The following is a 14,555-nucleotide window of genomic DNA, read 5'->3' as shown; positions in this document are numbered from 1 at the left end:
CGGAAGGGCAGATGGCATTCGAACGACCTGGCGCTGAGACTGCGAATCCGATGGCTGACTCCACGGCCGATACCCACCTGCAGACGCTGGATGCGCGCGGCCTGCACTGTCCGTTGCCGCTGCTGCGCACCAAGCTCAAACTGGCTGGCATGAGTGCCGGCGAGCAACTCGAGGTCCTCGCCAGCGACGCCGGCGCCTGGGGCGACATCCCCGCCTATCTGGCGCTGAGCGATCACGCGCTGGTCTCGCGTGAAGAGACGCCAGAGGGCGATTATCGCTTCGTGATCAAGGCGCTGTGCGAGGAAGATCCGTCATGACCATGAAGACGTTGTTGCGTGGCTGGATCGAGCGCTATTTCTCCGACGAAGAAGCGGTGGTGCTGTTTCTGGTGCTGGTGCTGGTATTCGCCGCCGTCATTCTGCTCGGCAGCATGCTGGCGCCATTCTTCACCGCCCTGATCGTCGCCTTCCTGCTGCAGAGCGGCGTGAGCTGGATGGAGCGCCGTGGCCTGCCGCGCCTGGCGGCGGTCAGCCTGATGACGCTGGTGTTCATGGGCATCATGCTGGCCAGTGCGCTGATCCTGCTGCCGCTGGTCTGGCATCAGCTGGCCAATCTGATCCAGGAGATCCCCGGCATGTTCGCCTCCGGGCAGCGCTGGCTGGGCGAGCTTCAGGAGCGCTTCCCCGGCCTGATCACGCCGGAGCAGGTCCAGCAGTGGGTCGGCGCCGCCGGACGTGAGCTGACCCAGTTCGGGCAGCGCGCGGTATCGCTGTCGCTGGCGTCGCTGGGCAACCTGATGGGCGTGGTGATCTACCTGGTGCTGGTGCCGATCCTGGTGTTCTTCATGCTCAAGGACCGCGAGCGGCTGGTGGACTTCACGCTGGCGCTACTGCCACGCAAGCGTCTGCTGATGAGCCGGGTCTGGAACGAGATGGATGACCAGATCGCCAACTTCGTGCGCGGCAAGGTGATCGAGATCGTCATCGTCGGCGGCGTCAGCTACGTCACCTTCGTCGCCTTCGGGCTGCCGTATTCGGCGCTGCTGGCGATCGTGGTCGGCTTCTCGGTGCTGATTCCCTATATCGGTGCGGCAGGGGCAACCTTGCCGGTCGCCGCCGTCGCCGGTTTCCATTACGGACTGGGCGATACCTTCATGTACGTGATGATCGCCTACGGCATCATCCAGGCGCTGGATGGCAACGTGCTGGTGCCGCTGCTGTTCTCGGAGGCGGTCAATCTGCATCCGGTGGCGATCATCCTCGCGGTGCTGTTCTTCGGCGGCATCTGGGGTTTCTGGGGGGTGTTCTTCGCCATCCCGCTGGCGACCCTGATGAAGTCGCTGCTCTATGCCTGGCCGCGCCGGGCGCGCGCCGAGGAGAATCGGGTCGCGGACAAGAGCGCCTGATCGAAAAAGCCCCGCCAATCGGCGGGGCTTTTTCATGGCTGAGGCGGCTGGCGCACAGGCGCTCTCCGCTCAGCTGTTTCTCCACGAGCTGCTGTCACGCGGGCTGCTGCCACTCGAGCTGTTGCCATTCGAGACTAGCGGTCAGCGTTGAGCTCGCGGGCGGCTTCCAGCACTTCCTCGACATGGCCCTTGACCTTCACGCCACGCCATTCGCGCGCCAGATTGCCATCGGCGTCGATCAGGAAGGTGGAGCGCACCACGCCGAGACTTTCCTTGCCCATGAATTTCTTCATGTGAATGACGTCAAAGATCTTGCACAGGGTCTCGTCCGGGTCGCTGATCAGCTCGAACGGGTAGCCCTGTTTCGCGCGGAAGTTCTCGTGGGTGCGCAGGCTGTCGCGGGAAACGCCGAGAATCACGGTGTTGGCCGCTTCGAATTCCTCGAGGTTGTCGCGGAAGTCACCGCCTTCGGTGGTGCAGCCCGGCGTGTGGTCCTTCGGGTAGAAATAGATGACGGCTTGCTTGCCCTTGAGGCTGGCCGGAGTGACTTCGGTGTCACTGGTGGCCTGGGCGGTAAAGTCGGGAATTGGCTGACCGAGGCTGACGCTCATCGTGCTCTCCTGGCGATGACTGACGGCCATGTGGCGGCTGACAGTGCTGAATGATGAAAAAAACCGGCAGTGATGGGCATCGCGCTTGCCCGCTTCTGCGGTGTGTCCTGCATTACACGCAGGGCGTCCTGACTTGTCAAAGACAGGGCAGAACTCTTGTGTTTCACCGTCTTGGCGACCGGCGCCATCGCGCCCATCCACCGTGCATCTGCCCCGTGGACAGGCGAGGGAATCCACCGCTTTGCACAACCGGTGCAGATGGCGTCTGTACAGGCTTCGATGGTCTTTGTAACATCATCACCCTTGACGCGACTCGCGTGTCGGCGTGCCCACGCAATCAGAGTCCTGCGTCAACCAATTTATGTCAGATGTCTGTCCCCGAGATCCGTTGTTTCAACAGCGCAGGGACACGCCTGGCGCATCAGGCACCAGAGGAGAATTCGAGGGATGATCACAGGTAGCATTGTCGCACTGGCGACCCCGATGAAGGCCACCGGCGAGATCGACTGGGACGCCCTGCGCCAGCTGGTCGCCTTCCACCTCGAAAATGGCACCGATGCCATCGTCGCCGCCGGCACCACCGGCGAACCGACCACCATGTCCTTCGCGGAGCACTTCGATGTCATCCGCTGTGTGGTCGAGACGGTCGCCGGCAAGATTCCGGTCATTGCCGGCACGGGCGCCAACGCCACCTCCGAAGCGGTCGAGCTGGCTCGCTACGCCAAGGAAGTCGGTGCGGATTACTGCCTCTCCGTGGCGCCGTACTACAACAAGCCGACCCAGGAAGGGCTCTACCAGCACTTCAAGGCCGTCGCCGAGCAGGCCGGTATCCCGGTCATTCTCTACAACGTGCCGGGTCGTACCTGCTCCGACATCTACAACGAGACGGTCTTCCGCCTCGCCGAGCTCGACAACATCGTCGGCCTCAAGGATGCCACCGGCAACCTGGAGCGCGGTCAGGAACTGATCGACCGCCTCAAGGGCACTGACTTCGCGCTCTACTCCGGCGACGACCCCACGGCCTGCGACTTCATCCTGATGGGCGGCCACGGCGATATCTCCGTGACGGCCAACGTCGCGCCGCGCCTGATGCACGAGATGTGTGAAGCCGCCGTGGCCGGCGATGCCGAGCGCGCTCACCAGATCAACACGCGCCTGATGCCGCTGCACTCCGCGATGGGCGTCGAGTCCAACCCGATCCCGGTCAAGTTCGCCATGCATCGCATGGGCCTGTCGCCGGAATCCGGCGTGCGTCTGCCGCTGACCTGGCTGTCCGAGCAGTATCACTCCACGGTCGAGGAAGCACTGCAACTGGCCGAGGTGCTCAACTGATGAGTCAGCGTTTCGTGCCACTGGCCCTGCTGACGGCGCTCGCGGTCGCAGGCTGTTCCAGTGATGGCTACTACTACGATCGCAACAGCGAGTATGCCGATGCCAGCATCGCGCCGCCGCTGGAGCTGCCGGACACGATCAATCGTGGTGATTACCAGGATTCCATGCCGGTGCCGCAGGCCAGCAGTGACTTCCTGGCCAGCGACGACTTCGAGGCACCGCGTCCCCAGCCGCTGGCGACCAGCGAGCAGGGCGGGCGTGAGTTCGTCGCCATGCGTCAAAGCGGCGATGCCCGCTGGTTGGCCGTGAACGCCGCGCCGGCAGCGGTGTGGACGCGTCTGCAGTCCTTCGTGCGCGACCAGGGCCTTGATGTGCAGAGCATCGATGCCGGCAAGGGCGAGATCACCACGGCCCAGGGCATCATCAGCGTCAGCCAGGGGCTGCGTGCCGATGCCTCCGAAGTGCGTTGTCAGCAGGGCGGCGATGTCGCCGGCAGCTGCCTGAACGCGCTGAGCGGCTATCTGGCCGCGTCTTCCGCCGATAGCGGCGTCTCGCTGGCGGCCCAGTCGCTCAGCCGTGATGACCGCGTGCGCTTGGAAGGCCGCGATGGCACCTGGCAGGTCGATCTGGCGCTGGATACCGAGCGCAGCTGGGCCGAGCTGCTCTATCAGCTGCAGAAGAACTTCAACACCGACTACCAGACGCTGACCGATCAGGACCGCTCGCGTGGCGAGTTCATGGTCGATTACATCCCGCGTGAAGAGCGTGATGGCGGCTGGTTGGGTATCGGCGGCGATGGTGACCCGGTGCCGATGGTACTCAAGCTGCGCGCCGAGAATGACCACACCCTGGTCATGGCGACCCGTGCCGATGGTGAAGAGACCACGCCGGCACTGGCGCGTGAGCTGCTCGACGCCGTGGCGTCGACACTGCGCTGAGCATGTGGCTCGACACGCCTTGCGCCGCCTCATCTGACGACTCGTCGGGTGAGGCGGCTGCGTCGTTTCAGATCCCCCTCCCGGTGGCAGGCAGTGGGGCGCTGGCGGCCGCCCGTGGGCCGATTGGCGACGCCCAGGGCGTGATGGCGATGGCGTCGCTGGGCAGCGGCAGCAAGGGCAACGGCACGCTGATCCGCACTCGCGAGGCACTGGTGCTGGTCGATTGCGGCTTCACCCTCAAGGAGACCGAGGCCCGCCTGGCGCGCCTTGGCGTGCACCCCTCGCAGCTGGACGCCGTGCTGGTCACGCATGAACATGGTGATCACCTGAGCGGCGTGGGGCCGCTGGCGCGTCGCCATGCTGTGCCGGTGCATCTGACCACCGGCACCTGGCTTGCCGGGCGTGCCAAGAAGCTCGGCGCGCTGCCGAGTCGGCATCTGATCACGCCGCAGCAGGAGTTCGCGATCAAGGATCTCGAGATTCTGCCGGTCACGGTGCCCCACGATGCGCGCGAGCCGGTGCAGTTCGTCTTCAACCGGCGCGGTGAGACGGCCACGCGTCGTCTCGGCGTGCTGACCGATCTCGGTCACGTCAGTGAGCATGTGCTGCAGTGCTTTGCCGATTGCGACGCACTGGTGATGGAGTTCAACCACGATCCGCAGATGCTGGCCAGCGGGCCGTATCCGCCCAGCCTCAAGCGGCGGGTCGGGGGGCGGCTCGGTCACCTGGCCAATGCCCAGGCGTGCGCCGCCTTGCCCTATCTGGGGCTGGCGCGCCTGCAGCGGCTGGTGGCCTCGCATCTGTCGGAGAGCAACAACCATCCGTCATTGGCCCGGGAGGCGCTGGCCCCCTGGCTTGCGGATGACGATAGTCGCCTGATCATCGCCGCGCAGGACAGCGGCTTTGGCTGGCAGGCCATCGCCTGATATTCATGACGCCCGGTCGCTCCGCGATCGGGCGTTTGTGATTCTGGATGAGCTGACCAGATGGACAGCTCTAGAGTCACGCCATACACCAACGCCACAGTCCTTCTCGACTGGGCGTGACAGACTCAAGCGTGATCGATTCATCGTCGACCGCCTCAACACTCGACGCGTCTAGCGTCATCAGGGGGAATCTCATGGAAAAGCGTGAAGAGCTCTACGCTGGCAAGGCCAAATCCGTCTTCGTCACTGACGACCCGGATCTTCTGCTGCTGGAATTCCGCGACGATACCAGCGCCTTCGACGGCAAGCGTATCGAGCAGCTGGATCGCAAGGGCATGGTCAACAACAAGTTCAATGCCTTCATCATGGAGAAACTCAAGGCGGCCGGTATCCCGACCCACTTCGAGCGTCTGGTCAGCGACAACGAGTGTCTGGTCAAGCGTCTCGACATGATGGCGGTGGAGTGCGTGGTGCGTAACATCTCCGCCGGTTCACTGGTGCGTCGTCTAGGTGTCGAGGAAGGCATCGAGCTCAATCCGCCGACCTTCGAGCTGTTCCTCAAGAACGACGAGAAGGGCGACCCGATGATCAACGAGTCGCTGGTCGAGACCTTCGGCTGGGCAGAGCCCAAGCACCTGGCACGCGCCAAGGAACTGACCTTCCAGGTCAACGACATCCTCAAGCAGCTGTTCCTCGACGGCGGCATCCTGCTGGTCGACTACAAGCTCGAGTTCGGTGTCTTCAAGGGTGAAGTCGTGCTGGGTGACGAATTCTCGCCGGACGGCTGCCGTCTGTGGGATGCCGAGACGCGCGAGAAGCTCGACAAGGACCGCTTCCGTCAGGGCCTGGGCGGCGTGATCGAAGCCTACGAGGAAGTCGGTCGCCGCATCGGTATCGATTTCTCGGCCTGAGCCTGAGCTTGGGTGACGCACTGGGGCACTGAGGTCCTGACGTCACGTAGACAGTGCATCAAGGAACGGCCCCCTGCCAGTGGCAGGGGGCCGTTCTTGTTTGGCAGGCGCCAAGTGTCTGGCCGGGTACGTAGCTGTGAGGAAAGAGGCGTGGCGCTTCAGGAGGCGCGCAGGCTGGCCAGGTCGATCACCTGGCGGGCGACAGCCGCGAGGGCGTGGTCCTGGCCTTCGTCATCCAGGCTGCCATCCTCGTGGAAGGCGCTGGCGGCACGCGAGACCGCGATCTGCTGGGGCGCGACCAGCATGCCGAGATTGTTCAGGTACAGGCGCACGAAGGGCAGCGCGCGCATGCCGCCCATGGCACCGGGTGAGGCCGAGACGATGCCGACCGGCATACCGCGCAGGGCGTCCATGCCGCTCTGGCCATCCGCCGCCGGACGTGACAGCCAGTCGAAGGTGTTCTTGAGCAACGGGCTGAAGAAGCCGTTGTATTCCGGCGTCGCCAGCAGCAGCCCCTGATGGCTGGCCAGCATCTCCTGCAGGCGGTCGGCGCTGGCGGGGCGGCCATTGGCCTCTTCGCTGTCGCCATCGTAGAGCGGCATCGGGAAGTCGTTGAGATCGAGCAGACTGACCTCGGCACCTTCCTGCCGGGCGTGGTGCGCCAGGCGCTCGATCAGGCGTCGATTGACGGAGGCCTTGCGGGTACTGGCGGCAAAGGCAAGCAGACGGATACTCATGCGGCGGACTCCCGGTGAAGCGAGTGGAGATGAAGGAACGCACGCCCAGTATGGTCAGGTCTCGTGACGGTTTGCCAATCCAATCTGGCATTGTCTTGATCTGGCGCGCGCAATCCTTCGATCCGCTTCATGCAAAGGGTTGACCCCCACTGGGCAAGGCGTTGCCCTGGCTCGCGCAGGGGCTTGATCAGACGGCCACGATGGCCGCGACCTCCATCGTCAAGGAGCCATCGGGTTGCGTGCGGGCCGTGAAGCGCACATCCACGTCCACCAGCCGCACGCCATACTGGCGCTTGCCATCGGCGGGCCTGGCGGCGTGATAGGCGGGGCGCGGGTCCTGGGCGAGCACTTCCTCGATCAGCGCGCGCAGCGTGGCGCTGTCGGCCCGGGTCGCCAGTGTCTGCTCGGCCGGTGCGCTGAAGACGACGGCGTGACGCGGCGGTGGCGCAGGCGCATAGCCGGCACGCGCCTCGGGCACCGCATCGACCCACGGCAGATACGGCTTGATGTCCATCACCGGCGTGCCATCGAGCAGGTCATGGCCGCGCAGCAGCAGGCGCACGCCGTTGCGCTTGCCCGACTGCTTGCCATCCGGCGTGGCGTTGGCCGCCGTCTCGACGCCTGCCAGTTCGACCACCGACTGCCCCAGTCGGTTGGGACGGTGGGTGCTGCGCGAGGCGAAGACGCCGGTGCGCGCGTTGCCCCCCAGGCGCGGCGGGCGGATCAAGGGCGTCCAACGTGTGGGGCTGGCGTGGAACAGGAAGTGGATCCACAGATGACTGAAGCCCTCGATGTCGCGCACGCAGTCCGGGTCATCGAAGGGTGGCAGCAGGTGCAGGATGGCGGTGGCGTGGCGCGCCAGCCCCGGCTGGCGGGGAATGCCGAACTTGTCCGGGTAGCAGCTTTCGATGATGCCCACCGGCTGCATGGCCTGTTGCCCCAGCGCCACGGCCTGCTCACGCAGATGTGGGGGCAGCAGCGGCAGGCGCCTGGCCAGTGCGGCGTCGCTCATCGGGCGCTCGGCCGTGTCGGCGGTCGGGTGGGGGCTGGCGGGCTGATCGGAAGAGGACATGGCAAGACCGTGGCAGAGGCTGAAGTGATGATGGCGCAGAATGTCGTGTGACATTCCAGGCCGCCATGATGCCATGCTCGTCGTCGCACGGCATGACTGGTCTCACTGGGTCGGCTTGTGTAGTCTGCCGCGAGAGCAGCGCCGCGTGGCGCTGAATCGTGATGCTGGCGACGGGGCGTGAATGCCCCGCGCGACTCTTGAGGGCAACTTTGATCATGTCAGACCCTATCGCCATTGCCGCTGCCGACGGCCTGCCGTCGACACTGGACCTCGACCGCCTTGCACTGGCGAGCCAACAGTTGATCGAGGCCGGTCAGGCGCTGGACGCTGCCGGGCAGGTGCCGGCCACCGGTGGCAACTTCTCCTGTCGTCTCAGCGATCGCCTGATGGCGGTCACCGCCTCGGGCTGCCACAAGGGCCGCCTGACCAGTGGCGACATTCTTGTCAGCGATTTTGCCGTCAGGCTGCAGGGCACTTCCCGCAAGGCCTCTGACGAGGCGCGCCTGCATGGTCAGCTCTATGAAGACCTGCCCCACGCACAGGCGATTCTGCATACCCACTCCAGGGCCGCCACCGTGCTGTCGCTGTGCCATGAGGGCGACACCCTGAGCCTGGAGGGTTTCGAGCTCAACAAGGCGCTGGAAGGCGTCAAGAGTCATGAGACGGCGGTACGTCTGGCCGTCTTCGACAATACTCAGGATATCGAGGCGCTGGCGTTGGACGTACGCGCCCGCCTGGCCGCCGATGCCGGTCTGCACGGCTACCTGATTCGCGGCCATGGCCTCTATACCTGGGCCAGCAGCATGACGGCCTGTCGCCGCCATGTCGAAGCGCTCGATTTCCTGATGGGTTGTGAACTGGAACTGAGGAGACAGCGATGAGCTTTCTGGCCATCTACGCCGAGCAGGACGCCTCGCGTCCGCAGTTGATCACCAATGATGGCGCGCAGATCGCCAGCGAACTCGAGGCCGAAGGCATTCGCTTCGAGCGCTGGACGGCGGGCTGCGAGATGAGTGATCCCACCGACCAGACCCAGGTGCTGGCGGCCTACGCCGACGATGTCGCGCGGCTCAAGTCCGAGAACGGCTTCGTCACCGCCGACGTGATCGGCCTGACGCCGGATCACCCTGACCGCGACGCCCTGCGCGGCAAGTTCCTCGATGAGCACCGCCACGCGGAGCATGAGGTGCGCTTCTTCGTGCGCGGCAGCGGCATCTTCTACCTGCATCTGGGCGAGCGCGTGCTGGCGGTCGGTTGCGAGAAGGATGACCTGATCGCCGTACCGGCCGGCACGCCGCACTGGTTCGACATGGGGCCGACGCCGGACTTCACCGCCATCCGCCTGTTCACCAATCCGGAAGGCTGGATCGCCAACTTCACCGACAATGACATCGCTGCCCGCTTCCCGCGTCATGAAGCGCTGGCCGAGCACTTTACCCAGACCGCAGCCCCGCATTCCCAGGAGTCCGCATGATTCGCGCCATCGTCACCGACATCGAGGGCACGACCGGCTCGATTCGCTTCGTGCATCAGGTGCTGTTCCCCTATGCGCGCGCCAACCTGGGCGATTTCGTGCGCGCCAATGCCGAGCGTGAGGACGTCGCCGAGCAGCTGGCCGCCACCCGCGAGCTGGCCGAGGCGCCCGCGGCCGATCTCGAGGCCGTGATCGCCATTCTGGAAGGCTGGATCGACGCCGACCGCAAGGCCACGCCGCTCAAGGCGCTGCAGGGCATGGTCTGGGCACAGGGCTACGCGGACGGTGACTTCACCGGCCATGTCTACCCCGATGCCGTGAAGGGATTGCGTGACTGGAAGGAACGCGGACTGTCCTTGTATGTCTACTCTTCAGGCTCCATTCAGGCCCAGAAGCTGCTGTTCGGGCATTCCGATGTCGGCGATCTGACTCCGCTGTTTGCCGGCTACTTCGACACCACCACGGGCCCCAAGCAGGAAGCCGAGAGCTATCGCCGCATCGCCGGTCAGCTGGGCATTCCGGGCGCGGAGATCCTGTTCCTGTCGGATGTCGTCGCCGAGCTGGACGCCGCCGCTGCCGCCGGCTTCCATACCTGGCAGCTGGTGCGGGAGCCGGACATGGTCACGGGAGATCACCCCCGGGCCAGCCGCTTCGATGAGGTGTCCTTCAGCGGCTGAACAGGACGCTTCAGTGACAGGTGTCAGCCGTGAGCCTGTCAGGTTTTCCATGAATACATCGTCCTCGTTCGAGGACACAAGGAGGACGAACGATTGCACAGCCAGACCGATAGCCGTGAAGTGGCCAGGGAGCGTGTTCATATCGTGGCGGCGCAGCCGCAGCATGCCGCGGACCAGGCCGAGGTGTTCTACCAGGCCGTCATGCAGGGCGCTGCCGGTCATTATGATCTGGCGCAGCGACAGCAGTGGGCCGCGCGTGTCCCGCGCGACGCCGAACGCTGGGCCGCGCGTCAGCATCGCTTCGAGGTGCTGGTGGCGGAGCGTGATGGCCGCTGCATCGGCTTCTGCGAGTACGCCCCCGAATGGCCGCTGGCGCGCATCGAGATGCTTTACGTCTATCCGAGTCTGATGGGGCAGGGCATCGGCAGCCAGTTGCTGGCGGCGGCCGAGCGCGACCTGCGCGAGCGCAAGGTGCGCGTGATGAGTCTGGAGGCCAGTCTGACGCTGTCGCCGGGCCTGGCCCGCCGTGGCTGGCACAGTCTGGGGCTTGAGCACGTCAAGCGCGATGGCATCTGCCTCAAGCGCGAGCGCTTCGAGAAACGCCTGGACGAGTGAAGCGCACAGCACTGTGATGCTGAACATGAAGAAGCCCCCACCGGTCGCCCGGTGGGGGCTTCTTGCGTCTGGCATGGTGTCGCGTCTGGCATGGTGCCAGTCATGCCGCGTGATCATATCGATCAGGCCATGGTGTCGACGATGCCGCCTTCCACGCGCAATGCGGCGCCGGTGGTGGCGCTGGCCTGCTCGGAGGCGGCGTAGACGCTCATGTTGGCGACTTCCTCGGGGCTTGCCAGGCGCTGCAGGATGGAGGTCGGGCGGGCCTGCTTGACGAAGTCGGCCTCGACCTCCTCAAGTGACCTGCCTTGCTCCTCGGCGTTCTGCTTGAGCATCTCGAGCACGCCCTCGGAGCGGGTCGGCCCCGGCAGGATGGCGTTGACGGTCACCCGGGTGCCGGACAGCACCTTGGCGAGCCCGCGCGAGACGGACTGCACCGCCGACTTGGTCATGCCGTAGTGGACCATCTCGCTGGGGATGTTGAGCGCCGATTCGCTGGACAGGAACTGGATGCGGCCCCAGTCGCGCTCCTTCATGCCGCGCGCATAGTGGCGGGACAGGCGTACCGCCGACATCACGTTGACCTGGAAGAACTGCTCCCAGGTGTCGTCGTCGGTGTCGAAGAAATCCTGCGGGGCGAAGATGCCGACATTGTTGATCAGGATGTCAGTGTCCGGCACGGCGTGAATCAGCGTGTAGCAGCCTTCGCGTGTGCCCAGGTCCGCGGCCACTCCCTGTACCTCGCTGCCGGGCGCCTTGTCTCTGAGGCTGGTGACGGCCTCATCGACACGCGCCTGGGTGCGGCCGGTCAAGGTGACGCTGGCGCCTGCGCGGGCAAGCCCGTTGGCGATGGCGAAGCCGATACCGGCAGTGGAACCACTGATGATGGCGCTGCGGCCGCGTAGATCAATCTGCATGCAAACCTCCTTGCAGGGAGCGACGGCGACGAGAGCCCAGGCAGGTGCCTCGAGCCGTGTCGCTTTCGTCATCCGGGTGTGCTCATTGCGTGGCGATGCCGAACGCGCAATGCAAGGGGGAGCGGCAGTGCAGATCAGATCTTGCGCAGATGCATGTGGCGCAACGCCCCGCCGGGGCCGAGGTCGCGGTCCTCGAGTCGCTGCACCGCATGGCCCTCCAGCAGGTTGTCCAGCGGCACATTGAGGTTGGTCGCCACCAGCCGGGCCAGTGGATTGAGCAGACGACGCAGCCGTCCAGCCGGGCGATTGCCGCGCAGGCCCTTGTCGAGCAACGACAGCTCGCCATCGCTGGCCAGAACGCGCAGCGCTTCATCGAAGGCGCGCTGGGGCTCGGGCACCACGGCGATGATCAGGTGGGCGATGACGACATCGAAATAGCCATCGGGGAAGTCGAGCGCCATGGCGTCGCCCGGCTTGACGTTGGCATCGAAGCCCAGCGTCTCGGCGCGCTCGCGACAGCGGCGCAGCATGGCGGGGGAGGCGTCGATCACCTCGAGTTCGATGTCGCGGGGTAGGAAGGGCAGGTCGAGCCCGGTGCCACCGCCGAGCAGCAGCACGCGGGTGCCCGCCTGGATATCGAGGGTCGCGATGGCATCGCGCCGCGCGGAGCGCAGGATGCGAGCGGCCACACGGTCATAGATCGGCGCGTAGAGACTCCAGCGGCGCGTCTGCCAGCATCCGCCTGATGCCTTGGAGGCTTCAGGCGGATGCTGATGAGGAGATGGCGGGGACATGGGGCGCCTCCCTGGCGGCATGGCAATGTGTCGTGACAGATGGGCCGGCGTCAGCGGCGACCTCTGCAGGACAGGAGCTGGCCAGCAGGAAGGCATTCACCTGTCGTTGGCTAGCGGGTCTCGACAGTGTAGATGCGCATCGACAGGTCGATGGAGGTCACGTCCTTGGTCAGCGCGCCGATCGAGATGCAATCCACGCCGGTGGCGGCGATACCCGGCAGGGTCGCCTCGCTGACGTTGCCGGAGGCTTCCAGCACGGCCGGCTTGGCATGCGCCTTGTTGCGCGCCACGGCCTCGATGAGCTGATCGTTGTCGAAGTTGTCGAGCATGATGACGTCGGCACCGGCATCCAGTGCCTGGGCCAGCTCCTCGAAATTCTCGACTTCCACTTCGCAGGTGACGTCGGAGGCGATGTCGCGCGCCTCACGCACCGCCGCCGCGATGCTGCCACAGGCGGCGATATGGTTTTCCTTGATCAGGAAGGCGTCATAGAGGCCGATGCGATGATTGTGGCCACCGCCGCAGCTGACGGCGTACTTCTGGGCGACACGCATGCCCGGCAGGGTCTTGCGGGTATCGAGCAGGCGCACGCCACTGCCCTCGACCAGCGAGGCATAGTGGCTGGCGCGGGTCGCGGTGCCGGAGAGCGTCTGCAGCAGGTTGAGCGCCGCACGCTCGCCGGTCAGCAGCGAGCGTGCCGGGCCTTCCAGCTCCAGGAAGGGCGCGTCGGCCTCGAGGCGATCACCGTCGCTGGCCAGCCACTTGAGGCTGACGCGCGGATCGAGGCGCCGAAACAGCTCATCGACCCAGGGCACACCGCACAGGATGGCCGGTTCGCGACTGATCACGCGCGCCTTGGCCCACTGGCGCTCCGGAATCAATTCGGCGGTGATATCGCCACCGCCGACATCCTCGGCGAGCAGGCGGGCGGCGCTGGTACGGATATCCTCGGCGAGGGCGTCGTGGAAGTTCATGCGCGTCTGATCCTTGTACGAAGAGTGCTGCCGGAGCCGGGGTCTGTGCGTGTGCCGGGGCAGTGGCACAGACCCGTGGCTGCCGAGCATGCCATAATGTGCGCCATTATAGGAAAAGCCACGCGAGCGGTCAGTCCCCGCGTGCGACGACCTTCCCGTCTGGAGTCTTCGATGCCCCCCTTGTCCTCTTCCCCGCGGTCGGGCCACCTGACGCGTCTGGCGGTCACCCCCGAGCACTGGCTGGAGAGCGCCCGTCAGGTGCCGTCTCCCAATCACAATGCTCGTCCCGAGGGAGAAGTCTCGGCGCTGGTGCTGCATTCCATCAGCCTGCCGCCCGGACGCTTCGGCGGCCCGGCCATCGAGCAGCTGTTCACCAATCAGCTCGACCCTGGCGCCCACCCTTACTTTGCCGATATCCATCAGCTGCGCGTCTCGGCGCATGTGCTGATCCAGCGCGATGGTCGCCTGGTGCAGTTCGTGCCCTTCGATCGTCGTGCCTGGCACGCCGGTCGCTCGCGCTGGCATGACGGTCAGCGTGAGCGTGTCGAGCTCAATGACTTCACCATCGGCATCGAACTCGAGGGCGATGAGGTGCATCCCTATCGCGATGTCCAATATCGCACCCTGGCACGCACCGTGGCCGGCCTGATGGCGAGCTATCCCGCGCTGACGCGCGAGCGCATCACCTCGCATGCGCGGATTGCGCCGTTGCGCAAGACGGATCCTGGCCCGGCCTTCGATTGGGCTTACTTCGATCGCCTGCTGGACGACATTCAGGACTAAGGTCGCAGGTGCCTCGCGATGGTGCATTGCAGCATTGTGTGGCGTCTCCAGGCAGGAAACGCCCAGTGGCGGGGCGCGTTGGTAGTTTTACTACATCACGGCTATCGAGGGCGGCTCAGTCTGGCGTATGAGTCCCGACCGCAAGGCGCATGAGGCCAGTGCTGCCGCGGGGCAGCCAAGCGTTGCACCTGCCCGGTGAGTCTTGCTGCCCTGAATTGGCACGCGGGGGTGTTTGCGGTATCTTTCACGCCAAATGACTGCATCTTGTGCCCTGCTTTGGCGCAGGATGCGCGTCGAGATTGACGGCCGGCAAGACCCGGTCACGACAGGTCTATCGGAGATGCGACCCACTCAGAAGGTCGTGCCCACACTGAAGAGCGCCACTGGTT

At 65.3% G+C, this 14,555-nt stretch carries 17 protein-coding genes; 11 read left to right on the top strand and 6 right to left on the bottom strand.

The window, feature by feature from the left end; genetic code table 11:
• Nucleotides 1-50: 50 nt before the first annotated feature.
• Both HA399_RS14790 and HA399_RS14785 read left to right on the top strand, forming a co-directional pair.
• Nucleotides 51-317: a sulfurtransferase TusA family protein gene (locus tag HA399_RS14790; RefSeq protein WP_043336423.1), complete on the top strand. Its 267-nt coding sequence runs from the start codon at nucleotides 51-53 to the stop codon at nucleotides 315-317.
• Nucleotides 314-1,405, top strand: coding sequence for an AI-2E family transporter (locus HA399_RS14785; RefSeq protein ID WP_043336373.1), 1,092 nt, complete (start codon nucleotides 314-316; stop codon nucleotides 1,403-1,405). The genes HA399_RS14790 and HA399_RS14785 overlap by 4 nt, the downstream gene beginning before the upstream one ends.
• A 134-nt stretch (nucleotides 1,406-1,539) precedes the next feature.
• Here the strand turns inward: HA399_RS14785 and HA399_RS14780 are convergent, their stop codons facing one another.
• Complete coding sequence (locus HA399_RS14780; RefSeq protein ID WP_054556838.1) at nucleotides 1,540-2,016, bottom strand: peroxiredoxin; 477 nt, start codon at nucleotides 2,014-2,016, stop codon at nucleotides 1,540-1,542.
• Between the two features lie 447 nt (nucleotides 2,017-2,463).
• Here HA399_RS14780 and dapA point away from each other — a divergent pair, with 447 nt between their 5' ends.
• From dapA to purC, 4 genes are all read left to right on the top strand, one after another.
• Nucleotides 2,464-3,348: a 4-hydroxy-tetrahydrodipicolinate synthase gene (gene dapA / locus HA399_RS14775; protein ID WP_043336386.1), complete on the top strand. Its 885-nt coding sequence runs from the start codon at nucleotides 2,464-2,466 to the stop codon at nucleotides 3,346-3,348.
• Nucleotides 3,348-4,286 (top strand): hypothetical protein, encoded by a 939-nt coding sequence (locus HA399_RS14770; protein ID WP_404325388.1) that lies wholly within the window; start codon nucleotides 3,348-3,350, stop codon nucleotides 4,284-4,286. Before dapA ends, HA399_RS14770 begins: the two co-directional genes overlap by 1 nt.
• Before the next feature lie 143 nt (nucleotides 4,287-4,429).
• Nucleotides 4,430-5,212, top strand: a complete 783-nt coding sequence (locus HA399_RS14765) for an MBL fold metallo-hydrolase (protein WP_213114027.1) — start codon at nucleotides 4,430-4,432, stop codon at nucleotides 5,210-5,212.
• Nucleotides 5,213-5,406: 194 nt separating this feature from the next.
• Entirely contained in the window at nucleotides 5,407-6,123 is a 717-nt protein-coding gene (gene purC / locus HA399_RS14760) for a phosphoribosylaminoimidazolesuccinocarboxamide synthase (protein ID WP_043333774.1), read from the top strand.
• A 158-nt stretch (nucleotides 6,124-6,281) separates the two neighbouring features.
• Here the strand turns inward: purC and HA399_RS14755 are convergent, their stop codons facing one another.
• Entirely contained in the window at nucleotides 6,282-6,860 is a 579-nt protein-coding gene (locus tag HA399_RS14755) for an NADPH-dependent FMN reductase (protein ID WP_043333775.1), read from the bottom strand.
• A gap of 187 nt (nucleotides 6,861-7,047) precedes the next feature.
• Nucleotides 7,048-7,788, bottom strand: coding sequence for a tRNA (N6-threonylcarbamoyladenosine(37)-N6)-methyltransferase TrmO (gene tsaA / locus HA399_RS14750; RefSeq protein WP_404326992.1), 741 nt, complete (start codon nucleotides 7,786-7,788; stop codon nucleotides 7,048-7,050).
• Between the two features lie 359 nt (nucleotides 7,789-8,147).
• On the opposite strand from tsaA, the gene HA399_RS14745 reads away from it, so the two are divergent.
• From HA399_RS14745 to HA399_RS14730, 4 genes are all read left to right on the top strand, one after another.
• The gene (locus tag HA399_RS14745) at nucleotides 8,148-8,813 is read left to right on the top strand and encodes a methylthioribulose 1-phosphate dehydratase (RefSeq protein ID WP_175089099.1); all 666 of its coding nucleotides are present in this window, start codon (nucleotides 8,148-8,150) and stop codon (nucleotides 8,811-8,813) included.
• The gene (locus HA399_RS14740) at nucleotides 8,810-9,406 is read left to right on the top strand and encodes an acireductone dioxygenase (protein ID WP_052384566.1); all 597 of its coding nucleotides are present in this window, start codon (nucleotides 8,810-8,812) and stop codon (nucleotides 9,404-9,406) included. Before HA399_RS14745 ends, HA399_RS14740 begins: the two co-directional genes overlap by 4 nt.
• Nucleotides 9,403-10,083 (top strand): acireductone synthase, encoded by a 681-nt coding sequence (mtnC, locus tag HA399_RS14735; RefSeq protein WP_043333776.1) that lies wholly within the window; start codon nucleotides 9,403-9,405, stop codon nucleotides 10,081-10,083. Before HA399_RS14740 ends, mtnC begins: the two co-directional genes overlap by 4 nt.
• Nucleotides 10,084-10,176: 93 nt before the next feature.
• Nucleotides 10,177-10,698, top strand: a complete 522-nt coding sequence (locus HA399_RS14730; RefSeq protein ID WP_052384567.1) for a GNAT family N-acetyltransferase — start codon at nucleotides 10,177-10,179, stop codon at nucleotides 10,696-10,698.
• Nucleotides 10,699-10,820: 122 nt separating this feature from the next.
• Here HA399_RS14730 and HA399_RS14725 read toward each other — a convergent pair whose 3' ends face one another.
• The 3 genes from HA399_RS14725 to nadC form a co-directional block, all read right to left on the bottom strand.
• On the bottom strand, nucleotides 10,821-11,615 hold the full coding sequence (locus HA399_RS14725) for an SDR family NAD(P)-dependent oxidoreductase (RefSeq protein ID WP_404325387.1): 795 nt from the start codon (nucleotides 11,613-11,615) through the stop codon (nucleotides 10,821-10,823).
• A gap of 134 nt (nucleotides 11,616-11,749) precedes the next feature.
• On the bottom strand, nucleotides 11,750-12,409 hold the full coding sequence (locus HA399_RS14720; RefSeq protein WP_225347288.1) for a class I SAM-dependent methyltransferase: 660 nt from the start codon (nucleotides 12,407-12,409) through the stop codon (nucleotides 11,750-11,752).
• 110 nt (nucleotides 12,410-12,519) lie between these two features.
• Complete coding sequence (gene nadC / locus HA399_RS14715; protein WP_054556845.1) at nucleotides 12,520-13,383, bottom strand: carboxylating nicotinate-nucleotide diphosphorylase; 864 nt, start codon at nucleotides 13,381-13,383, stop codon at nucleotides 12,520-12,522.
• Between the two features lie 171 nt (nucleotides 13,384-13,554).
• Here nadC and ampD point away from each other — a divergent pair, with 171 nt between their 5' ends.
• Nucleotides 13,555-14,166: a 1,6-anhydro-N-acetylmuramyl-L-alanine amidase AmpD gene (ampD, locus tag HA399_RS14710; protein WP_052384569.1), complete on the top strand. Its 612-nt coding sequence runs from the start codon at nucleotides 13,555-13,557 to the stop codon at nucleotides 14,164-14,166.
• The last annotated feature ends 389 nt before the right edge of the window (nucleotides 14,167-14,555 follow it).

Source organism: Cobetia sp. UIB-001, from assembly GCF_044789135.1.
Classification (GTDB): Bacteria; Pseudomonadota; Gammaproteobacteria; order Pseudomonadales; family Halomonadaceae; genus Cobetia; species Cobetia amphilecti.
The sequence above is the reverse complement of the archived record's forward strand: the minus strand, read 5'-3'. Positions and strand labels throughout refer to the sequence as shown.